This is a genomic window from Dactylosporangium sp. NPDC048998 (assembly GCF_043197855.1).
In the GTDB taxonomy this organism is placed as follows: domain Bacteria; phylum Actinomycetota; class Actinomycetes; order Mycobacteriales; family Micromonosporaceae; genus Dactylosporangium.
Window position 1 is genome coordinate 293960 of record NZ_JBICTV010000004.1, and the last position, 20288, is coordinate 314247.

A 20288-nucleotide genomic window follows, 5' to 3' on the forward strand; every position below is an offset into this window, starting at 1 on the left:
TGGCGGCGTCAATGGATAGTGTTGGCCAGACGAACCCCTCCAGGAGAGCGCCGTGCCGAAGTCGACAGTTCGCAAGAAGAAGGTCTACACGCCCCCCGCGGAGCTGCGCCCGCAGGAGACGGCGGCAGCCCAGCGGCGGCCGAGCCCGGTATGGGTACCGGCGCTTGCGGTGGCGTTCGTCGTGGTCGGCATCGCCTGGCTCGTGACGTATTACCTGACGCAGGGGTTCTTCGACGTCGACTGGCTGTCGACGCTCGCCGACCTGAAGTACTGGAACCTCGCCATCGGCTTCGGGTTCCTGGTGGCGTCGCTCGGCGTCTTCTCCAAGTGGCGCTGAGCCACTGAGCCGCTTGCCCCCTCGGTCCGCCGAGGGGGCAAATGCGTCACATCTTGCCGTGTAGGAGTGATCCCGCGCGTCCGGTGGCCTAGCGTTTGCTGCGACCAACTTCACGTTACCCACGGGTAACAACAGGGACTAAGGTCACCTGAGGAGTGGTTCAGGCCAAGGCCGTGAAGACCGTGGGAGGCTTCGGCATGGGTGCAGTGCAGATCGTGGCTGCGAGCGTCGCGGCGGCCATCACCGTCGTCGCGGTGATCCTCGTCGTGCGCACCGTGCGGCGGATGCTGGCCGTGGTACGCCTGGGCCAGCCCGACCCGACCCGCGGCGGCGACAAGGGCCTGCGGCTGCGGAACATGCTGGCCGAGACCCTCGGGCACACCCGGATGCTGCGGTGGACCGTCATCGGCGCCGCGCACTGGTTCGTGATGATCGCGTTCATCGTGCTGTCCCTGCTGGTCCTCGAGGCCTATTTCGAGGTCGTCAAGCCCTCCAACGGCCTGCCGCTGGTCGGCGCCTGGAACATCTACGGCCTGGTCACCGAGTGGATCGGCGTGCTGGGCTTCATCGGCATCCTGGTGCTGATCGGCATCCGGCTGCGCAACCTGCCGAGCAAACCGGAGCGGCGGTCGCGCTTCGCCGGCTCGACGATGTGGCAGGCGTACTACGTCGAGTACACGATCCTCGCCGTCCTGATCTGCGGCTTCTTCATCCGCGGCTTCAAGGCCGCCAACGACGAGCTGGAGTGGCCGGCCTGGGCCGCGCCGGTCAGCCACGCGCTGGGCTCGGTGCTGCCGGCCTGGCCGGCCGCGGTCAGCCTGATCGCGATGCTGAAGATCATCGTCTCGATGGCCTGGGTCATCGTCATCGCCAGCAACATCACGATGGGCGTGGCGTGGCACCGCTTCCTGGCGTTCTTCAACATCTATTTCAAGCGCAGCCCCGGCCGGAAGGGCTCGGGCCTCGGCGCACTGCGCCCGATGACCAGCGAGGGCAAGCCGCTGGACTTCGAGGAGGCCGACCCGGAGAAGGACCAGTTCGGCGTCGCCCAGGTCGAACAGTTCAGCTGGAAGGGCCTGCTCGACTTCACCACCTGCACCGAGTGCGGGCGGTGCCAGTCGCAGTGCCCGGCCTGGAACACCGGCAAGCCGCTGTCGCCGAAGCTGCTGATCCTCAACCTGCGCGACCACGCCTACGCGAAGGCGCCGTACCTGCTCGCCGGTGGTGGCAAGACGCTCACCGGCGAGGAGAAGGCTACCCAAGAGCAGCTGGCCAAGATCGACGTGCTGGCGCTGGCGGAGGCGGAGCGGCCCCTCATCGGCGGCGCCGACGAGCTCGGCGTCATCGACCCGGACGTGCTGTGGTCGTGCACCACCTGCGGCGCGTGCGTGGAGCAGTGCCCGGTCGACATCGAGCACGTCGACCACATCGTGGACATGCGGCGCTACCAGGTCCTCATCGAGTCGAACTTCCCGACCGAGGCCGGCGTGATGCTGCGCAACCTCGAGAACAAGGGCAACCCGTGGGGCGCGGCGCAGTCCACCCGCGACGACTGGACCAAGGGGCTGGGCTTCGAGGTGCCCAACGTCGCCGAGGTGGACGACGGCGACTTCGAGTACCTCTTCTGGGTCGGCTGCGCCGGCGCCTTCGAGGACCGGGCGAAGAAGACCACGCGGGCCGTCGCCACGCTGCTGCACGAGGCCGGCGTCAAGTTCGCCATCCTCGGCCAGGGCGAGACCTGCACCGGCGACCCGGCCCGGCGCATCGGCAACGAGTTCGTCTTCCAGATGCTCGCCCAGCAGAACGTCGAGACCCTCAACGAGGCCGGCGTGAAGAAGATCGTGGCGACCTGCCCGCACTGCTTCAACACGCTGTCGAACGAGTACGGCCAGCTCGGCGGCCACTACGACGTCATTCACCACACGCAGCTGCTCGCCCAGCTCGTCGCGGCCGGCAAGCTCACGCCCGTCCAGCCGCTCGACGGCGCCGTGACCTATCACGACCCCTGCTACCTGGGCCGGCACAACCGCGTCTTCGCGCCGCCGCGCGAGGTGCTCGGCGCGGTCGCGGGCCCGGCCGCGGACGGGGCCGGCCTGGTGGAGATGGACCGGTTCGCGGAACGCTCCTTCTGCTGCGGCGCCGGCGGCGCACGCATGTGGATGGAGGAGCGCATCGGCAAGCGGATCAACGTCGAGCGGGTCGAGGAGGCGCTGTCGACCGGCGCGAAGACGGTGGCGGTCGCGTGCCCGTTCTGCCTGACGATGCTCGGTGACGGCGTCACGGGCAAGAAGGCCGCGGGCGCGGCCCCGGACGACGTCGAGGTCGTGGACGTGGCGTCGGTGCTGCTGCGGGCCGTACAACAATAGGAATTTCATGGCTCCGGTCCGTACAACTTGCGACCGTTCCTCCCGTGAGGCTCCAGGTCCGCGGTGCCAAGAGCCCGGTTTCGCCGGGCTCTTCGTATTTGCCGGCAGCCTTCGATTCGCCGGGCGGTCCAGATTTGTCGGGCGCTCCGCGCCGCGACAAATCCGACAAATCATATGATTTAGCGGGTTTGGTCCTGGTTCAGTGCTGGCCGATCACGTTCATGGCCAGCGCCAGCGCGACCAGGACGGCCGCCGCCGTGGCGGCGACCCGCAGGCCGCGCAGGCTCTCGACCCAGGCGTTCCTGCGCGCGCCCGGGACCAGCGCCTTCGTGCGCGCGTAGTCCAGGCGGGCCCGCTTGGCCTTCGCGCCCGCGCTGCCCATCGCAATGCCGGCCGCGAGCGCGATACACGCGCCGATCAGCGCCGCTCCCATCGGGCCTCCCTCAACGCCTCGACGTGCCTGCTCGCATCGGCATCAGTGCTGCGCAAGTCGGCGCAAAGCCCCCGAAAGTGGGAGGGTGATCCACATATCTCGATCTTTGCGTGGCGCGTACGGCTCCGGACTGTGATCCTGATCTGCGGGGCTGCCATGGGCGGGGTTTGGGTTCACGTGGAACAATCGGGGCACACCTGAAGGGATCGTCGCGCGAGCGTGTTGACCACACTGTTGCCCCTGCTGGCGTTCGCGCTGCTCACCGCCGCGAACGCGGGCTTCGTCGCCGCCGAGTTCTCGCTCGTGACCGTCGACCGGGCGGAGATCGAGCAGCGGGCCAACGCCGGCGACCGCAAGGCACGCACGGTCCGCCAAGCGCTGCGCGAGCTGTCCTTTCAGCTCTCCGGCGCACAGCTCGGCATCACCCTCGCCGGGCTGCTGACGGGCTACCTGGCCGAGCCCGCGCTGTCCCGGCTCTTCTCGCCGCTGCTGCGCCCCGTGTTCGGCTCGGTGACCGAGGGCGCCGCGCACGCCACCAGCCTCATCGTGGCCACGCTGCTGTCCATGCTCTTCGGCGAGCTGGTGCCGAAGAACGCCGCGCTGGCCAAGCCGATGCCGGTGGCCCGCGCGACCGCCGGCCCGCAGCGCATGTTCTCCCGGTTGTTCTCCTGGCTCATCACGCTGCTCAACGGCACCGCCAACTGGGTGGTCCGGCGCTTCGGCGTCGAGCCGCAGGAGGAGCTGGCCAGCGCCCGCTCGCCCGAGGAGCTCGGGCTGCTCGCCGCGATCTCGGCCCAGGCCGGCGCGCTGCCGAAGGAGACCGCGGTGCTGCTGCAGCGCACGATCCGCTTCGGCGACAAGCGCGCCGCGGAGGCGATGACCCCGCGCGTCGACGTCGTCTCGCTGCGCGCCGACGCCACCGTCGCCGACCTGCTGGCGACCTCGGTGCAGACCGGCTACAGCCGCTTCCCGATCTACGTGCAGACCCTCGACCAGGTCACCGGCGTCGTCACCGTCACCGACGCGCTCAGCGTTCCGCCGGTGCGCCGCCCCACGACGAAGGTCGCCGCGGTCGCCCGCGAGCCGGTCTTCGTGCCGGAGAGCCTCGACCTCGACGGCGTCCTCGAGGCCCTGCGCAAGGGCAACTCGGACGTCGCGATCGTCGTGGACGAGTATGGCGGCACCGACGGCGTCGTGACCGTCGAGGACCTCGTCGAGGAGCTGGTCGGCGAAATCGTCGACGAGCACGACGTCGAGGAGGAGCCGACCACCGCGCACGGCATGCCCGACCTCACCGCCCCCGGCGACGAGCGCACCCTGCTCGTCGACGGCGTGCTGCGCGAGGACGAGCTCGCGGAGCTGACCGGGTTCCATGTGCCACCGGGCCCGTACGAGACGCTGGCGGGGTTCCTCATGGCGCGGCTGGGCCACATCCCGGCGGTCGGCGAGACCTGGAACGAGGACGGCTGGGAGTTCACCGTCGTCGAGGTCGACCGCCGCCGCATCGAGCAGGTCCGCATCGTGCGGCCGGAGGTGCCGGTCGATGACTGAGCTGCTGGTCACGATCCTGCTGTTGTTCGGCAACGCGTTCTTCGTCGCCGCCGAGTTCTCGCTGATCGCCTCGCGCCGCACGGTGATCGAGCCCATGGCCGCCACCTCGCGCCGCGCCCGCACCGCGCTGCGCGCGATGAACGAGATCCCGCTCATGATCGCCGGCGCCCAGCTCGGCGTCACAATCTGCACGCTGGCCCTCGGCGCGCTGGCCGAGCCGGCCCTGGCGCACGGCCTGCGTGGCCCGTTCGAGGCGCTGAGCGTGCCGGAGCGCCTCGTCCACCCGGTCGCGTTCGGCCTGGCCCTGGGCGTGGTCGTGTTCGCCCACACGGTCGTCGGCGAGATGGTGCCCAAAAACCTGACGCTGGCCTCCCCGGAGCGCGCGGTGCTGTGGCTCGGCCCGCCGATGTACACCTTCTGCATGGCCACCAGGCCCGTCCTCGTCGCCATGAAGTGGGCCTCGCGCACGATCCTGTCCCTGTGGCGCATCGAGGCGACCGGCTCCGTCAAGACGGTCTTCACCGCCGAGGAGCTGGCCGGCCTGGCCGCGCAGGCCACCACCGAGGGCCTGCTGGCCCCAGAGGAGCACGCGCGCATCGCGGGCGCCCTGGCCTTGTCGCAGCGCACGGCCCGCGACGCCCTGCGCCCCTGGGCCGAGATCACCACGATCGCCGAGGACGTGTCCCCGGCCTCCCTGGAGGTCCTGGCCACGCGCACCAACCGCTCGCGCTTCCCGGTCGTGGAGCGCGCCAGCCGCCGCGTGCTGGGCTTCGTCCACGTGAAGGACGTGCTGGGCTTCGTCGGCCCGCAGCGCCGCGCCCCGATCCCGCCCGAGCTCATCCGACCGCTGGGGATAGTCCCCCCGACCCGCACCCTGGCCGAACTCCTGCTGTCGATGCGCCGCGAGCGCCAGCACATCGTCCTGGTCAGCGACGGCCGGATACCGCTGGGCGTGGTGACGCTGGACGACGTCCTGACCGCCGTCGTGGGCGAGCCGGTGGCCCGCGAGCCGAGGCCGGCGACGCAGCCCGCCTGAACTAGCCCTTGCGCGCGAACAGCGCTGCTCCCGGAACGCTCTGGTCAAGGGCGAGGAGTACCTGCGTCTCGACGGTGAACCCCGCGTCGCGCAGCCAGTCCACCACCCGGCCCGGCGCTCGGCGGTGCACGTGTACCCGCATCGGGTGGCCGCCGTATCCCTGCGTCTTGAGCCGCGACCCTTCACCGGCATGAAAGCCGAGCAGCAGCGGCCCGCCCGGACGTAGTGCCCGATGGAAGTGCCCGAACACCGCGGGGACCTCGTCGTCGGGAACGTGGATCAACGACCAGAAGGCCAGCAGCCCGGCGAGGTCGAGATCCGTCATCGAGCCGACCCGGAACCGCAGACCCGGATGGTCCCGCCGAGCCACGTCGATCATCCCGGGCGAGAGGTCGATCCCGAACGCGTCGACGCCCAGCCCATGCAGGTGCGCGGTCACGTGCCCCGGCCCGCAGCCCACGTCCGCGACCGGCGCATCCTCCTGGCCGACGCGCGAACCCAACGCAATGGCACGCCCAACGCGCAGGTGTGGACTGCCGACGGTCACCTCGTCCGTACCGGTCATCTTGGCGACGCCATCGAGGAGCTGCTGACGACGCCGTCGGGCAACGTGTGGGTCGGTTATTTTGACGAGGCGTTGGGCGGAGGCGGCCCGCAGGGCCATGGCCTGGTTCGCTTCACACAGGACCTCGTCCCGGACTGGCTCTATCCGTTCGACGCCGGGCTCCCCATCGTCTTCGACTGCTACGCACTCAATGTCCAGGGAGAGCGCGCGTACTGCTGCGCCTACACCGACTTCCATCTCGTCTCCGTCGAGGGCGACACTGCGACCGATTGGGGTGCCGCGCCCTACCGGTCGGCGCATGGCCTACTCGTCCAGGGCAGCGACGGCGCGTTGATCAACGGCCCGGGACCTGAATACGACCTGGTTACTCCGTTTCGTCTTCGCAAGGACTGCTTCGAGGCGGCCGGTCAGCAATGCCGGCTCGTTCTTCCGGACGGCATGGAGGCGCAGCGCCTGCGCTCCACCTGCCGAGGACCGGACCTGCATGCCTTCCGCAACCGCATGTGGTACCGGGCAGGCCTCGACGACCTCATGAACGCGTCGGCCGACCGCAACTGACCGCCCACCTGAGTTGGGCGCGCCCACCGGCCGCGAACCGCAACTGATCAACGTCGCAACACGGAGGGTGATCGCTCATGGCCCGACTGTCCACCAGGTTGGACCGCCGGGAGCGCACCGTCGCGCGATGGTGCTTCGAATTCTGTGATCTTGGTGTCTCTGGAGCGGAATTTCTGGTGCTAGAGTTGCTTCATGACACGCATCACTGTTGACGTCAACGACGAGTGGTTGGACGCGGCCCGCGAGGAGCTCGGCACCGACACGAAGGTCGCCACAATCAACGCCGCTCTTCACGCGTTCGCGATGCGGCGTAAGGCCGCCGAGATCGTTGCCGCGTTCGACAGCGTGCAGATCGACTTCAGCGACTCAGGGCAGGGCTGGCACTACGGCGGTGGGCGTGACCTGTCCCAGCTCGCCGAGAACGCGCGAGAGGCTGACGCGGCCTAATGCCTGGCCCGATCTATCTGGCGGATACGTCGATCTACGTGCTGCAAGGCCGGCACCCGCAAGTCCGCCGCCGATTCGAAATGCTGCTTGCGGAGGGACGACTGGCCGCCTGCCAGATGACCTCCCTTGAATACCTCAACAACGCACCCGACCCGAAGAGTTATGAAGCACTGTGGGCTGCACTCCACGGGCATCGCTGGATCGACGTCACCGCACAGGCGATGACCCGAGCGCTTGATACGCATCGCGCACTCGCGGAGACCAGTCAACACCGCCACTTCCGCCTGCCCGACCTCATCATCGCGGCCACCGCCGAACTGCACGGTGCGATCGTGCTGCACTACGACGCCGACTACGACCGCATCGCTGCTATCACGGGCCAACCTGTCGAGTGGGTCGCAGCCAAGGGCTCGCTCTAGGCGTCGATGCGTGTGAGCACCACCTCCATCGTCACCGCCGCACAACCGCCGGCCGCCGGCACCACCGTCACGCCTGCGGTCGCGATCACCAGCCCTTTCAGCCGGCCAGCCGAGGTATCAACTGGTATGCCGGTGCCGACGCGACGCCCGGCGCCGCCACCTGCTCGCAGGTGGTCTGACCGACACGGAATCGGCAGAGCCTCCCGTTGTTGGCCGTCGTGACCATGGTCGTCGCGTCCGCCCAGACACCCGGCCATTGGGCATCCCACACCGTCGCCGCCTCGGGCTTCTGGAACACCCGCTCCAGGTCCACCACCGCGACCTGCGGTGCACCGTCGGCGCTTTCCGCCTGCAATGCCAGGTAGCGCCCGTCCGGCGAGACCGGTCCGCGATCGTCGACCCGCCCGGTCACGCCGCAGGCCTTGGCGGTGGCCCGCAGGTGGTTCGCCGGGTCGAGCAGGGCGAGGCAGGCCGCCTTGCTGCCATCGCCGGCGTCGACGAGACCGAGGAAGGACTTTCGGTCGGGCGACGGGCCGTAGACCGCCACCACGTGGGTGGTCTTGTCCCACGACGCGCTGTACGCCCCCTTCGCCGACAGCCACACATCGAAAGTGTCGAGGCCGCCGCCGGTTTGCGAGTACCCAAGCAGCACGGCCGTGTCGGCGATGGCCAGCGGCAGGCCCTGAGCGGGCGCCGGAGTCGACGGACCCGCCGTGACCGTCGCGTCGCCGTTCATCGAGGCAATCTGGAGGCGATCGTTGAAGCGCCAGGCGAAATGCCGCCCGTCACCGGCCACCGCCACCGGCTCGTCGGATCGCTCCACCAGCCGGCGCGTGGTCCCGTCCGGCTTGACCAGCCACAGCGACGTCGTAGCCCCGTCCGGGTTGGAGACGTTCACTAGGAACCCGTCCATTGTTTGGTACGCGCTGAGCACATCACCGCCGACGCCACCGAGCGAGATCGTGCGACCGTCTGGCAGCACGATCGTCGAGCGCTCCAGTAGCGGCACCCCGACCCGCGGGAGGGTCGGTGTCGTCGCGGGTGGCGACGGTGGCACCGATACCGTTGACGAGGTCGGTCCGGCGCTGACACCGGGGGTCGGCGTCGACCGATGCTGTCCATCGAGCAGCGCGGCGAGCCCGATCACGATCGCGACCACCGCGACGGCCGCCGAGCCGGCGGTGAGGTACGAGCGCCTCCGCCGGATCCGTTGCGCTCCTCGGACCGCCCGGTCGGCGGAGTCGCGCATCGCCGGAGGCTGGTACACCTGGGCCTGCAGCGATTCGCGCACCACGTCCTGGATGTTCATCGCTTCGTTCCCTTCGTCGCCGCGCCAACCGGGTCCGGCGCGTCGATCCGCTGGCGCAACGACGCCAGCGCTCGTGACGTATGGCTCTTGATCGTGCCGACCGACAGGTTCAGCAACCGCGCGGTGTCGGCCTCGGTGAGATCCTCGTAGAACCGCAAGACCAGCACCGCCCGCTGCCGTGCGGGCAAGGTCAGCACGAGCTGCCACACCCGGTTCCGCTCGATCCAGGTCTCGACGCCGTCGACGGACATCGGCCGATCTGGCAGCTGCCCGGTCGGGCGCTCGCCGCGCCAGCGCCTGCGCCACCAGCGGATCGCGGTATTGGCGAGGATCTTGCGGGCGTACGGCTCGGCGGCCGAACTGTCGCTCAGCCTGCGCCAGGCCAGGTATGTCTTGATCAGTGCGGTCTGTACGAGGTCTTCGGCCAGCCCCCAGTCGCCGACCAGCAGGTAGGCGGTTCGCTGCAACGCGGCGGAACGCGCGGCCACGAACTCCCGAAACTCCTGCTCGGCCGCAGGGTCATGTCCCATCGTCGGCTCCCTCAGCAAATGTCGCCGACTAGAGGCCGAGACCCCCGGTAAAGGTTTACCTCCGAACGGAGAAATGTCGTGGCTCGTAGCCCCGCTCGACGCCGCGGGCCGCGAGGCCCCGAGGCCTAGAGAGCGAGCAGGTGGACCGGCTGCTAGCCGGGCCAGTGGTGACGAGATCTACGAATCGATCACCGGGCGAACCCCGGTCCAGCGAGGCGCCGGAGGGATCACCCGCAGCTGTCAGCCGCCAAGCGCCCGGCTAATGGCCCGTCGGGAGCTGACAGTCGTCAGGAACGACGAACGCCTGGTCAGGGGCATGGGCCGTGACCAGGCGTTTCGGTGTGGAGCGGGTGAAGGGAATCGAACCCTCACTGTCAGCTTGGGAACCGGACAGGCCCTGTGCCGCAAACGCCCACAACCGACTGTCGAGCCTGTCCGGAGCGGCCTGGAACGACCTCACGGAGCCTGTCGTAATGGCACGCTAATGGCACGTCGACTCGATCATGCTGCATCGGACCTGGCTTGAAATCCGACCGCCAGTTCAACGTCGAGGGCTCGAGCTAGCCGCTCCAGAACCGGCAACGTCGGCACCGTGCCGCCAGCCTCGAAGCGCGCGACCGCGGACTGCGTCATAGAGGCAGCCTCTGCCAACTCGGTTTGACTCCAGCCGCGACGCTCGCGAAGCTCCCGAACCGCCCGCCCCAACTCGAACGCGAGCTTGGTCGACTCGTATGCCTCGGCAGCCCCCGGCTCGGCCATTCGCCGGCTGCGCAGTTCGTTCCAATCGCTGCGGCCGCTCATCCCTCAACCTCTTCCTCAACGGTATGCATCTCGGCGACGCACCTCGCTAGCGCCCGCCGAGCCCGCTGAACTTCACGAGTCTCGCGGTCGCGGGTTTTCCGGAACACCGTCAGGAGAACGATCCGCTCCCCGGAGGCGATCCAGTAGGTGATCCGCACCGCCTCACCCTCAAGATGAAATCGCAGCTCCCGGAGCTTGCCGTCGAGCTGTTTCGTGTACGGCTCGCCGAGCAGTGGTCCATTAGCCGCCAATAGGTCGATGTAGAAAGCCACCCGCGCGAACTGCACAGTCGCCAACTCTTCGAGCCACTTCCGAACTTCTGGCTCCAACTCAACGGTACCCCAGGCCATAGCATCGATGCTATAGGTGGCGGCGAGCTGCCGTCGGCCTTGAAGGCAACCCACCACAAACGTCGAGGAAGCCCAGGCACGGCAATCAACCGGACCCGGACCCTCGGCAGAGCCCCAGGAGGCCCGAGGTTTGACTGTCCACGCCACGCTCACCGACTTGTCCACACGCCGTGCAGGATCCAGCATGAGCGTCACCCAGCTGCCGGGCCGCCAGGCCGTCACCGTCGAGCATGCCCCTGTCTCAGTCTTGCCATTCCAGGCCCGGTGCCCGTCCTGGTGCACCATCGAACGCGACGACCCCCACGAAACACATCTCCGCGCGACCGGCGCAATCAGCGTCCAACCGACGCCGGGCCAGCTCAACCTGATCACCGTCATGGTTAAGCAGGATCGGGGCGGCGCCGCCGTTGACCTGCGCGTCCTACCGCACACTGACCAATACGGGGCACTCCTCGACGCCGAGGCCCTGGACCAGGTCATCGCGGCGCTCACCGAGGCGCGCCAATGCATCGCCGGACGGGCAACCCCGGCAGTGTCGCGATGGCACCCAGACGCCGTCAGCGTCAGCGGCACAGCTGACAGTCGCTGCCATGGCCCAACTAATGGCGCACGGGTGGTTTCGAGTCGGCTGACATGCACGAGGCCCTGGTCGGGACGGCTGTCCTGACCAGGGCCTGACCGTTGGAGCGGGTGAAGGGAATCGAACCCTCACTGTCAGCTTGGGAACCGTACACATACACCTGCCACAGGCACCTACCAGCACGTCGCTGCGGTTACGAGTGGCCTGGAGTGACTCGCAGTGGCCTCGGTTAATGGCACGCCAATGGCACGTCGCCCAACCTGTGTTCTTACTGGTTCGCGCCGTCGGCGTAGAGCGCGATCAAAGCCTTCGCGACCTCTTCAACCGTGTCCAGTTCATGCGTGACGACCTGGATGACGAAGGCTTCGGCCTGGTCCACGTCAACGACGACTGGCGGCACGCCATTGAGGTCCAGGAATACACGCGCAGCCACCCAGGCGAGACGCTTGTTGCCATCGATCAGGGCATGGTTCAGGGCAATGGACTGGAGCAATGCGCCCGCCTTCGTCCAGATGTCCTCGTACGCCTCGACACCGAACGCCACCGTCGCCGGTCGCGCAGCGGCCGAAGCGAGCAGGCCCATGTCGCGGACCGGTGGCGGCGTGTCAAGGATCAGCTCAGCGAGGTCCAGCAGGGACGGTAGATCGAGGTAGACGATCACTGGGCGAGCCGATCCAGCAACTCCTTGTCCTGCTCGATGATCCTGCGCCCACTCTCCCGAACCCGGGAACGCAGCTTGTGCCGCTCGACGTACTCCTGAGCGGCCAGGACCAGCGTCTGCTGAACCGAGCGATGTTCAGCCGCCGCGACCTCCTTCAGGGCCGCCGCCAGGTCGTCCGGGAGTTCGATCGTGCGAGTCATACGAAAATGGTACTGCTTCCGTACGAACTCTCACCAGCCGACAGCGACGCAGGGCACCATGAACCCGGGAGCGACATTCGCGGCCAACCGCGAGCTCGTACGGCGACCACCCCACCGTGGGGTCTGGGGCTCGGGCCCTAGGAGAAATGGCGAGGACCCCCGGTCCACGCTTTCCGTGGACAGAGGGTCCCTAGGTCCGAGCGGGTGAAGGGAATCGAACCCTCACTGTCAGCTTGGGAATCGCGTTGATCTCTACTGTCAGTGACCGACGGCCGCTATTTGCGGACACGGAGCGTAGATGTTCGGGCTGTGCGTTGACCGTTAGAGACCCGTAAAGCCCATGCGATCGGGCACGGTTCGGGCACGTGCTGTCGCCGCGTCGGCCGTCAAACGTGCGGACTCCTGGATCTTCCAAGCAGACGCGCGTGACACGTACGTGTCAACTGTTGGTTGACGCCCGCCAAGGGCGGCTTGAATCTTGACCACCTGTCGACGGATGCTCCTCGCGAGATAGGCACCGCGCGCAGGGCACGGATGCGCCATCATCAGATCATGGGGCCCGAGGAACGCGTGGCGATCGACTTAACCGACGATGAGCGCCATCTGCTCGTCCGAGCCCTCGCCGAGTGGGGCGGACCCGCTCACAGCACGGACAGCCTCGCCGTAGCGATGGGCTTCGAGAACACCGAAGACCTGCTTCTTGAAGTTCGTCGCATTGCCCGTTCCATCCGCACGAACGAGTCACTCAGTCGCAGAGACTGGCGACGCGCCCTGATCGCAACCGAGTTTGTCTTCGCTAGCGACGTCTTCGGATCCGGCTATGAGTGGTCTACGACCACCGGGCTTTCCGACGAAGCAACGATCAGAACCCTCCGGGAACTTCAGCACAAGCTGGCTCGCTCAGCGAAGATCCACCAGATCTGACAGCTTCCGGCCGTTGCCGACAGCGCCGAGGCCGAAGCCGGCGACGGTGGGCGACCGAGGGTTCTTCCGGGCCGGTCTCGCACTGAGGGCGGCTCCCTCACTGGTGCTCGGCTCTCCGTCAAAAACAATGGCGGCGGGGAGGGAGATGCCCGGCCGCAACCACTGGCGTCCACGGAGCGCGCGGTCGGTCCCGGGCCTGGTCGCGGCAAGCTGTTCTTCTCTTATTCTCTGCTCGGCGCCGTTGATGTGGTGCGGGCGCGGGGGCTTGCCTGCCGCGTCGCCGAAGGCTTAAGCGGCAGGGCGCGAAGCGACCCCCAGGCGCCGCGGTGCGCCGCGTCAGCGGCGCCTTGACCCCGTACAGAAATTCATCACACGGCACGTGACCAGGTGCTGTCCGGTCTCGGGACCTGCGTGACACATCGGTATCAGGACATGCGTGACACTCCGCCGAGTGCTGGTGGAGTTGACCATGACGGAACAGTGGTACCGGGCTGTGCTGGAAGTCGATGCCGGGATTCCGGTGATCGAGGTCGCGGAGCGGTTCGGGGTGTCGCGGCAGGCGGTGCATCGCTGGATCGGTTGGTATCGCGAGGAGGGCTTGGACGGGCTGGCGAACCGGTCCAGCCGTCCCCGGTCCTCGCCGGCAGCGTCCTGGCGGCCGCGCCGGCGGCGGGAGGCCTGGGCACCAGCACGCTCGGCGCCACCATCGACCTGAAGATTCCGTCGAGAACCCAGCCCGGCCTGTACTCCGCCACGCTGACCGTCACCGCGATCACCACGGCCTGATCCGGGGCTCCCGCGACCGGCATCGGGGGTGTCGTTGAGCTCCGACGACTCGCTACAACGGACGCGCACGCGGCGGGTGCCCATAAAGGGGGCCGAGTGCGGATGAATCACGTGCTGCGCAGGCGATCGGCCGGTCGAGGGGCGGGTTGACCCCGTCTCGTCCACCACCAGCACACCATGCCGGGGAGCTTGAGGACCGACAGCTCCCAGCGGTCGAGGCTCACCGCTTCCGCTGTACTGATCGGCAGCAGGTGGAACGGAGGCGCGGCGGCGTCGTACCTCGACGCCGCCGCGCTCAGTGCGCCACAGGCTTACTGGCAGCGCCAGACGACGGCTTTCGTCAGGCCGTTCGCGTCGGCGGCCCGGCCGGCGAGCGTACGGGCGTCGTCGCTGATGAAGACGACCGTCGGCACCAGGCTGGGAGCGGTGGGCGCGTCGGTGGGCACGCCGGTGGGCGCGCCGGTCTGCGTAGCTAGCGGGTCCAGCCTCACGTGCCGCCGGCCGTCGGACAGCAGCGCGCCGCCGTCGCCCTGGCCCGCCAGGATTCCGCGGCCGTTACCCACCGGCTCCACGAGGTGCTCCGGGTAGGGGGTGAACGTGCCGGTCGTCAGGTCGAACATCACCGGCTCCATAGCTCGCCGTTTCGGTTGATCGAAGGCGACGTCCGCGGTGCCGTCGATGACGGTGCCGTGGATGCTGGTCGGCCAGTAACCCGCGGCCTGGCGACCTGCGACCATGGGCGGCGGCAGCTGCCGGTGTTCGCCGTTGGGCAGCCAGACGTAACCCTGGTTCGCGCCGCCCGGGAGGTGCACCACGCCGACGATGGTGCCGTCCTCGGCGACGTCGACGGCCCTGCCGCCGAGGGCGCCGTCGGGCAGCGGTAGCTGCTCCGCCGGCCGGTCGAGCGCTCGCCAGACGACGGGCTGCTCCAGACCGGGGCCCGACACCCGGAGGCCGACCACGAGGTTGCCGCTGTTGATCGCCTTCGCGCTGACGCTGTCACCGGCCAGCCGCTGGACGGCGCCGTTACGGTACAGCCAGGCAGTCGGCGAGTCGTTGACGAAGCTGGAACCGACCGCGGTCCCGGCAGCGTTGACGTCATTCAACTCGGCATCCTCGCCGGTCATCGCCACTACGCGCGACGAGTCACCGTTCCAGATTCTGATCTGCTTCGCCGCACCTTGGCTGCTGCGAGTCAGCAGGTACCGACCGGACGGATCGCCGCCGGTCACGGAGCTGAACTGGGCGTTCGCCGGGGTCGCCAGCACGTGCAGGAGGCATTTGTCCGGCAGAGTGCCACGCGGCGTGGGCGAGGTGTTCGCGCCGACCGCCGCGGTCGTCGGCCCGTCGTCCGACCCGGGCCACATCGCCACGGCGGTCACGGCCATGGTCACGGCGATGATGCCGAGCCCGGCCCCGAGCGCGCGGTGGCGGCGGGTGCGGCGCACCGCACCGGTCCGGGCGGTGTCCGTGAGCCGCTCGGGCAGGCGCAGGTGATCGGTCGTGTCACGCAGCATCACGCGCAGGTGCTCATCGTCTCGCTCGCTGAGTTCAGGCATGAGAGTCTCCGTTCAACGCGGCGGAAAGGTTTGGGAGGAGTTCGCGCAACTTCGCGAGGCCGCGACCGGCATGGCTCTGCACCGCCCCCTCGGAACAGCGCAGCATGGCGGCCACCTCGACCACCGGTAGGTCCTCGAGGTAGCGCAGCACGATGACGGCGCGCTGCCGCGCGGTCAGGACGGACAGCGCGTCGAGGACGGTTCGCCGACCGATCATGGCGGTCGTGTCGTCGGCCGCCACCAGCGTGAGTCCGTCGGGCATCGGGGCCTCGCGGCGCCGACTACGCCGGCGCCAGTGATCGGTCGTCCGGTTGACCAGGGCCGCTCGCGCGTACCGGTCGGGTTCCTGCTGGACGCGCGGCCACCGCTGGTACATCCGCATGAGCACGTCCTGCAGGTGATCCTGCGCAAGTTGCTCGTCACCGACAAGGAGGTAGGCCACCCGTAGCAGGGCATGGGCGCGGGACTGGACGAACGCCTCGAAATCCCGGTCGATGTTCTTCACGACGCCGCGATCCGGTAGGCGGGCAGCACGGTCCGGCGGGCAGTGGAGCCACCGGAGTCGGTGGCGTGTGCCTGGAGGGACACGAACCGCGCACCGGCCGCGGGGTCGATCACGACGGCCTGGCCGTCGGCCGCGCGCGGCACCGTCCGCCGGGTGGCACCGTCGTCGAAGGCGAATTCCACCGACAGTTGCTGCACGGCGGCACCGGTCGGCGAGGTGAAGGTGACCGGAACCGCACGACGGCTACCGGCCGCGACAGCATTGTGCAGGTCGACGGGCGGGGTGAACCCAACAGGCGCCACCGGCAGCATCTGAGACGCTCCCTGCCCGTGGGTCAGGCGGAGTGTCCAGTCGATTGTCATGACCTTTACGACGCCGGGACAGTCGGTCGCCGGTTACGGGCAACGCGAAAAATGATGACGTCGTGGATCACGGTCGACAGTCACGGCCGTCAGGCGCCGGTCGCCACGACGAAGCCGCGCCGACGCGCTCAGCGGGCAGATCACCCGACAGCGCGATCGGGCACGTAACGGGCACGCCGGGAAACGACAGCGACCGGCATAAACGAAAGCCCAGGTCGGGCATGCCGCCTGGCCTGGGCTTTTCCGGTGGAGCGGGTGAAGGGAATCGAACCCTCACTGTCAGCTTGGGAAGCTGATGTTCTGCCATTGAACTACACCCGCAAGTGACGCCTACTGTACCGAATCCACGGCCTCCGTGCACGGATCATTCTGTCTTGCTTTTGGGACGTGGCTGGGGCGGTCCTTCCAGACGGTGCGGGTCGAGGTCGTCGGGGTCTCGTGGCGGACGACCATCGCGACGTCCACGGTCAGCTCGTACAGGCGCCAGTCGACTGTTGGGGCGGCGCGCATCGTCGTGGCCAGGCGGGCCGTCAGGGGCTCGTCGGTGACCGGGGTGGCGTGGCCCGACAGGTAGGCCTCGTCGTCGGAGTCCGTGGACGGGAAGCTGTGCAGCGAATAGCGGCCGTCGCGGTCCAGGTCGTGGCGCTTCGGGGAGGCCAGGACGAAGCAGTAGAGGCCCTCGTCCGTGATGACCGGGGAGACGGGGTGGATGCGCGGGCCGCCGTCGGGGCGGACGGTGGCCAGGTAGCCGAGGCCTGGGCCGTATTGGCAGACCAGGGTGCGGATGGCCGTCGCCAGCTCGGGCTCGGCCGCGGCGAAATCAGCCCACGATGCCATGCATCAAATCTACTCGTACATCTGTTCTATCGTGGCCAAGTTGCCCGAACGAGGCAAACCGAGGCCGTGACGGCAGCCGGCAAGCTCGCGCGGCGGCGGATGAAGCCGACACCGTAACCTCAGAGGGTGCTGCTATCCGACCGTGACCTGTACAAGGAGCTCGAGGGCGGCCAGCTGCGCCTCGATCCGTTCGATCCAGCGCTGGTGCAGCCGTCCAGCATCGACGTACGGCTCGACCGGTGGTTCCGGGTGTTCAACAACCACCTGTACACGCACATCGACCCCGCGATCCAGCAGGACGAGCTCACGTCCATGGTCGAGGTCGACGACGGGGAGCCGTTCGTGCTGCACCCCGGCGAGTTCGTGCTGGCCTCCACGCTCGAGGTGATCACGCTCGGGGATCAGCTCGCCGGGCGCCTGGAGGGCAAGTCCAGCCTCGGGCGGCTCGGGCTGCTCACGCACTCGACGGCGGGCTTCATCGACCCCGGCTTCTCCGGCCACGTGACGCTGGAGCTGTCCAACGTGGCCAACCTGCCGATTCGGCTCTGGCCGGGGATGAAGATCGGTCAGCTGTGCATCTTCCGGCTCTCGTCGCCGTCCGAGCACCCGTACGGCTCAGCGGTCTACGGCTCGCGGTACCAGGGCCAGCGCGGCCCTACCCCGAGCCGCTCGTGGCAGAACTGGCGGACTTGGCCGACTAAGTGAAGCCGACCAAGTGAAGCCCACCAAGTGAAAGGGCGGGCCCGCGGGCCCGCCCTGCTCATGCCACCCGGCCGTAGCCGGATATCGGTTCAGCGTCGATCTTTTTCATCTGCACCGGTGCGCTCGGGTTCGGTGCGTGGACCATCCAGCCGCCGCCGACGTACAGGCCGACGTGATGCAGGTCGCTGTAGAAGAAGACCAGGTCGCCGGCCTTCAGGTCGCTCCGCGACACGCGCTTGGTGTCCTGGTACTGCCACTTGGTGTAGTGCCGCAGGGTGTAGCCGGCCTGCTTCCAGGCGTACAGCGTCAGGCCGGAGCAGTCGAACGTGTTCGGCCCCTCGGTCGCCCACACGTACTTCTTGCCGATCTGCGCGCACGCCACCTGGGCCGCCTTCGCGCCCGGGCCGCCGGTGTACTCGAACGGGCATGCCACCGGCCGCAGGTTCCCGGTCCCGCCGCTCGACCCGTACGCCTTCATGCGCATGTCGTTGAGGGTCTTGATGTCGGCGTTGATCTTCTGCTCCTGCTGCGCCAGCGCGGCCTCCTGCTCGGCCTGCTTGGCGACCAGCTCGTCGATCGGCGCCTTTTGGGAGTCGTACTCCTCCTTGGCCGTGATCACGTCCTGGATCCGCGCCTGCTCGTCCTTGGCCAGCATGTTGAGCATCGTCATCTGGTTGATGAACGTGTCGGGCGAGCCGGTCGTGAGCATCGCGTCGAGCTTGGAGATGCGCCCGGTCTTGTACTGCATCACGGCGAACGCGCTCACCTTGTCGAAGGCGGCGTCGACCTGCTCGCGCAGCGGCGCGATCTGGGCCTCGAGCTTATTCTGCTTGGTCTTGTTGGCGGCGAGCTCGATCTTGAGCTGGTTGTGCTGCTCGATGATCGGCTCGATCTGGTTCCACTTGTCGTCGATCTGCTTCTCGATCTCGCCCGGGGTCGGGTCCGCATGCGCGAGCCCGGTGATACCGACGGCGAGCGACAGACCGCCGAGGATGGCAACGAGGAGCCGTACCAGACGGTGGGGCCGCCTCGTCCACCTCAGATGGGTCTCCACTGAGGAGTTACTCCTTCTTCCATGGCCGCCTACCGGGTTAGCTGACGGGTTCGGGCGGGAAGGTCGCCCTACCGCGCACAAGTTCGCGGATTCACCCCGGTTGAGCGCGTGGGTCCCCGGCTCGGATTCGACTCGGCGGTGCCGCCTGGCGCACCCGTGGTGGGCGCGGACATCCAGCCGACGGGAATTCACGTTAAGGGGGACCGGTTCCCAGGTTCAAGTCAACGATCGATTGTTGTCCGTTTTGTTCCGAAAGGTCACGCGATTCGAGTGACGTACACGTCGTCGATTACACCCACGAACTGATCGTTGTTCGCGCTGGTTCCCTTGCCGCCAATAGACAGCGGATCGTCGTTCACTATGGACAGTGACGAAGGAATTGCGGTCCGTCCCACCTCGGCCCCGTCCACGGCCACCGTGAGCAGCGCGTTACCGCGTGAACACGCAATCCGGTGCCACCTCCCGTCAGCGACGGACCGCGATGCCAGCGCTACAAAAATGGTAGGCGACCCAGTGCCGACAATCACACAACTCGGCCGACCGGCCACGCCGTCGACCTGTAGCTTGAACTGACTGTCACCGATCGAGAACCCTTTTTGCATGACATTGGCGCCCTTGGAAGTCTCATCGGACCGGATCAGAACACTCGCGCCGTAGCCGAACTCCGCGCGCCCCGGATTGAGAAACCCTGCGGGCCCGCGCGGCAATGACGAGGGCGGCAAGCCCGGCATACAGCAACAACCGTCGTTGTCGGCGCATAACCGGACATGATTCCCCGAACCGCGCGGCCGCCGCGGTGGTTCCGGCCCGCGGTCGCCCTTCCGCATGACACGGCAGAGTCATATGACTCCGGTCCGTGCAACGCACGACCGTTCCTCCCGTGAGACACCGGTCGACGCTGGCGCGTCTCCCTGCCGGATCCGCGGTGCCAAAAGCAAAGAGCCGGCCACCCCGAACGGGGTGACCGGCTGATCGCAAGACGCTTAGTTGGAGGCCATGCCGAGCTCGCCGGCGCCGCCGTGGAACTGGGTGCCCTCGGCGAAGGCGGCGTCGAAGCGGTGCTGCAGGGCGTCGAGCTGGGAGAAGTCGGCCTGGTGGGCGTGCTCGCTGCCCTCGGCGGCGAAGACGTGGTCGTCGACCTCGGCGTTGTGGCTGTAGTTGGTGTAGTCGTCCGACTCGAAGTGCACCGCACCCGGCTGGTCGTACTCGACGTGGTGGCCCTGCGAGAAGTCCGTGGACTCCGCCGCGTGGTGGTCCTGCTCGTACTGACCGAACTGGCTGTTGTAGTCGGCCTCCGAGCCGTGGGCCTGGTGCAGCTGGTTCAGAGCGTCGTGCTCCTGACCCGCCTCGTAGTGACCGTAGTCCACGTCGTGCCCGCCGTCGTAGCCGGTGTCGATGTCGCTCATCTGTATCCCC

Annotated in this window: 25 protein-coding genes, 1 tRNA gene, 1 pseudogene and 1 riboswitch; of the genes and pseudogenes, 11 read left to right on the plus strand and 16 right to left on the minus strand. The window is 68.1% G+C overall.

From position 1 onward, the window contains the following. Positions 1-52: 52 nt before the first annotated feature. Both ACGFI8_RS12130 and ACGFI8_RS12135 read left to right on the plus strand, forming a co-directional pair. Positions 53-337, plus strand: coding sequence for a cell division protein CrgA (locus ACGFI8_RS12130; RefSeq protein WP_392803485.1), 285 nt, complete (start codon positions 53-55; stop codon positions 335-337). A 197-nt stretch (positions 338-534) separates the two neighbouring features. Beyond that, the gene (locus ACGFI8_RS12135) at positions 535-2703 is read left to right on the plus strand and encodes a (Fe-S)-binding protein (protein ID WP_392803487.1); all 2169 of its coding nucleotides are present in this window, start codon (positions 535-537) and stop codon (positions 2701-2703) included. Positions 2704-2902: 199 nt separating this feature from the next. Here ACGFI8_RS12135 and ACGFI8_RS12140 read toward each other — a convergent pair whose 3' ends face one another. Beyond that, entirely contained in the window at positions 2903-3136 is a 234-nt protein-coding gene (locus tag ACGFI8_RS12140) for a hypothetical protein (protein ID WP_392803489.1), read from the minus strand. A gap of 222 nt (positions 3137-3358) precedes the next feature. Here ACGFI8_RS12140 and ACGFI8_RS12145 point away from each other — a divergent pair, with 222 nt between their 5' ends. After that, positions 3359-4687 (plus strand): hemolysin family protein, encoded by a 1329-nt coding sequence (locus ACGFI8_RS12145; RefSeq protein WP_392804072.1) that lies wholly within the window; start codon positions 3359-3361, stop codon positions 4685-4687. Next, on the plus strand, positions 4680-5723 hold the full coding sequence (locus ACGFI8_RS12150) for a hemolysin family protein (protein ID WP_392803491.1): 1044 nt from the start codon (positions 4680-4682) through the stop codon (positions 5721-5723). Before ACGFI8_RS12145 ends, ACGFI8_RS12150 begins: the two co-directional genes overlap by 8 nt. Position 5724: 1 nt before the next feature. On the opposite strand, the pseudogene ACGFI8_RS12155 reads toward ACGFI8_RS12150, so the two are convergent. Continuing rightward, positions 5725-6198 (minus strand): annotated as a pseudogene (locus ACGFI8_RS12155) (class I SAM-dependent methyltransferase); the annotation flags it as partial. Between ACGFI8_RS12155 and ACGFI8_RS12160 the strand changes: the two are divergent. The 3 genes from ACGFI8_RS12160 (at position 6145) to ACGFI8_RS12170 (ending at position 7712) form a co-directional block, all read left to right on the plus strand. Beyond that, complete coding sequence (locus ACGFI8_RS12160) at positions 6145-6846, plus strand: hypothetical protein (RefSeq protein WP_392804113.1); 702 nt, start codon at positions 6145-6147, stop codon at positions 6844-6846. The pseudogene ACGFI8_RS12155 and the gene ACGFI8_RS12160 sit on opposite strands and share 54 nt — an antisense overlap. 192 nt (positions 6847-7038) lie before the next feature. After that, on the plus strand, positions 7039-7293 hold the full coding sequence (locus tag ACGFI8_RS12165) for a type II toxin-antitoxin system VapB family antitoxin (RefSeq protein ID WP_392803493.1): 255 nt from the start codon (positions 7039-7041) through the stop codon (positions 7291-7293). Then, entirely contained in the window at positions 7293-7712 is a 420-nt protein-coding gene (locus tag ACGFI8_RS12170; RefSeq protein ID WP_392803495.1) for a PIN domain nuclease, read from the plus strand. The genes ACGFI8_RS12165 and ACGFI8_RS12170 overlap by 1 nt, the downstream gene beginning before the upstream one ends. Before the next feature lie 97 nt (positions 7713-7809). On the opposite strand, the gene ACGFI8_RS12175 is transcribed toward ACGFI8_RS12170, so the two are convergent. The 4 genes from ACGFI8_RS12175 to ACGFI8_RS12190 form a co-directional block, all read right to left on the minus strand. Then, positions 7810-9021, minus strand: coding sequence for a hypothetical protein (locus ACGFI8_RS12175; protein WP_392803497.1), 1212 nt, complete (start codon positions 9019-9021; stop codon positions 7810-7812). Beyond that, entirely contained in the window at positions 9018-9551 is a 534-nt protein-coding gene (locus tag ACGFI8_RS12180) for a SigE family RNA polymerase sigma factor (protein WP_392803499.1), read from the minus strand. Before ACGFI8_RS12180 ends, ACGFI8_RS12175 begins: the two co-directional genes overlap by 4 nt. A 501-nt stretch (positions 9552-10052) precedes the next feature. After that, a complete protein-coding gene (locus ACGFI8_RS12185) occupies positions 10053-10352 on the minus strand; it encodes a multiprotein-bridging factor 1 family protein (protein WP_392803501.1) in 300 nt (99 codons plus the stop codon). Next, entirely contained in the window at positions 10349-10702 is a 354-nt protein-coding gene (locus tag ACGFI8_RS12190) for a type II toxin-antitoxin system RelE/ParE family toxin (RefSeq protein WP_392803503.1), read from the minus strand. Before ACGFI8_RS12190 ends, ACGFI8_RS12185 begins: the two co-directional genes overlap by 4 nt. A 184-nt stretch (positions 10703-10886) precedes the next feature. Between ACGFI8_RS12190 and ACGFI8_RS12195 the strand changes: the two genes are divergently transcribed. Further along, a complete protein-coding gene (locus ACGFI8_RS12195) occupies positions 10887-11369 on the plus strand; it encodes a DUF6907 domain-containing protein (protein ID WP_392803505.1) in 483 nt (160 codons plus the stop codon). Positions 11370-11550: 181 nt separating this feature from the next. Here ACGFI8_RS12195 and ACGFI8_RS12200 read toward each other — a convergent pair whose 3' ends face one another. Together ACGFI8_RS12200 and ACGFI8_RS12205 are read right to left on the minus strand one after the other, a co-directional pair. Further along, entirely contained in the window at positions 11551-11943 is a 393-nt protein-coding gene (locus tag ACGFI8_RS12200) for a type II toxin-antitoxin system death-on-curing family toxin (RefSeq protein WP_392803507.1), read from the minus strand. Next, the gene (locus ACGFI8_RS12205; RefSeq protein WP_350557985.1) at positions 11940-12143 is read right to left on the minus strand and encodes an Arc family DNA-binding protein; all 204 of its coding nucleotides are present in this window, start codon (positions 12141-12143) and stop codon (positions 11940-11942) included. Before ACGFI8_RS12205 ends, ACGFI8_RS12200 begins: the two co-directional genes overlap by 4 nt. A gap of 450 nt (positions 12144-12593) precedes the next feature. Here ACGFI8_RS12205 and ACGFI8_RS12210 point away from each other — a divergent pair, with 450 nt between their 5' ends. Beyond that, on the plus strand, positions 12594-13067 hold the full coding sequence (locus ACGFI8_RS12210; RefSeq protein ID WP_392803509.1) for a hypothetical protein: 474 nt from the start codon (positions 12594-12596) through the stop codon (positions 13065-13067). Between the two features lie 451 nt (positions 13068-13518). Continuing rightward, positions 13519-13782 (plus strand): helix-turn-helix domain-containing protein, encoded by a 264-nt coding sequence (locus ACGFI8_RS12215; RefSeq protein WP_392803511.1) that lies wholly within the window; start codon positions 13519-13521, stop codon positions 13780-13782. A gap of 382 nt (positions 13783-14164) precedes the next feature. Here ACGFI8_RS12215 and ACGFI8_RS12220 read toward each other — a convergent pair whose 3' ends face one another. From ACGFI8_RS12220 to ACGFI8_RS12240, 5 genes are all read right to left on the minus strand, one after another. Beyond that, on the minus strand, positions 14165-15412 hold the full coding sequence (locus tag ACGFI8_RS12220; protein WP_392803513.1) for a hypothetical protein: 1248 nt from the start codon (positions 15410-15412) through the stop codon (positions 14165-14167). After that, positions 15405-15917, minus strand: coding sequence for a SigE family RNA polymerase sigma factor (locus ACGFI8_RS12225; RefSeq protein WP_392803515.1), 513 nt, complete (start codon positions 15915-15917; stop codon positions 15405-15407). The genes ACGFI8_RS12220 and ACGFI8_RS12225 overlap by 8 nt, the downstream gene beginning before the upstream one ends. Then, complete coding sequence (locus ACGFI8_RS12230) at positions 15914-16228, minus strand: hypothetical protein (RefSeq protein ID WP_392803517.1); 315 nt, start codon at positions 16226-16228, stop codon at positions 15914-15916. The genes ACGFI8_RS12225 and ACGFI8_RS12230 overlap by 4 nt, the downstream gene beginning before the upstream one ends. Positions 16229-16526: 298 nt before the next feature. After that, positions 16527-16600: transfer RNA gene (locus tag ACGFI8_RS12235), tRNA-Gly, on the minus strand. A 9-nt stretch (positions 16601-16609) separates the two neighbouring features. Further along, the gene (locus tag ACGFI8_RS12240) at positions 16610-17116 is read right to left on the minus strand and encodes a pyridoxamine 5'-phosphate oxidase (protein WP_392803519.1); all 507 of its coding nucleotides are present in this window, start codon (positions 17114-17116) and stop codon (positions 16610-16612) included. Between the two features lie 126 nt (positions 17117-17242). Here ACGFI8_RS12240 and dcd point away from each other — a divergent pair, with 126 nt between their 5' ends. Further along, the gene (gene dcd, locus ACGFI8_RS12245) at positions 17243-17821 is read left to right on the plus strand and encodes a dCTP deaminase (RefSeq protein ID WP_392803521.1); all 579 of its coding nucleotides are present in this window, start codon (positions 17243-17245) and stop codon (positions 17819-17821) included. A 55-nt stretch (positions 17822-17876) separates the two neighbouring features. Here dcd and ACGFI8_RS12250 read toward each other — a convergent pair whose 3' ends face one another. The 3 genes from ACGFI8_RS12250 to ACGFI8_RS12260 all read right to left on the minus strand — a co-directional run bounded on the left by ACGFI8_RS12250 (position 17877) and on the right by ACGFI8_RS12260 (position 20278). Then, on the minus strand, positions 17877-18872 hold the full coding sequence (locus ACGFI8_RS12250) for an NlpC/P60 family protein (protein WP_392803523.1): 996 nt from the start codon (positions 18870-18872) through the stop codon (positions 17877-17879). Between the two features lie 11 nt (positions 18873-18883). Beyond that, positions 18884-19020: riboswitch (cyclic di-AMP (ydaO/yuaA leader) on the minus strand. 109 nt (positions 19021-19129) lie between these two features. Continuing rightward, the gene (locus ACGFI8_RS12255) at positions 19130-19603 is read right to left on the minus strand and encodes a LamG-like jellyroll fold domain-containing protein (protein ID WP_392803525.1); all 474 of its coding nucleotides are present in this window, start codon (positions 19601-19603) and stop codon (positions 19130-19132) included. A 252-nt stretch (positions 19604-19855) separates the two neighbouring features. Beyond that, positions 19856-20278 (minus strand): hypothetical protein, encoded by a 423-nt coding sequence (locus ACGFI8_RS12260; RefSeq protein WP_392803527.1) that lies wholly within the window; start codon positions 20276-20278, stop codon positions 19856-19858. Positions 20279-20288: the final 10 nt, after the last annotated feature.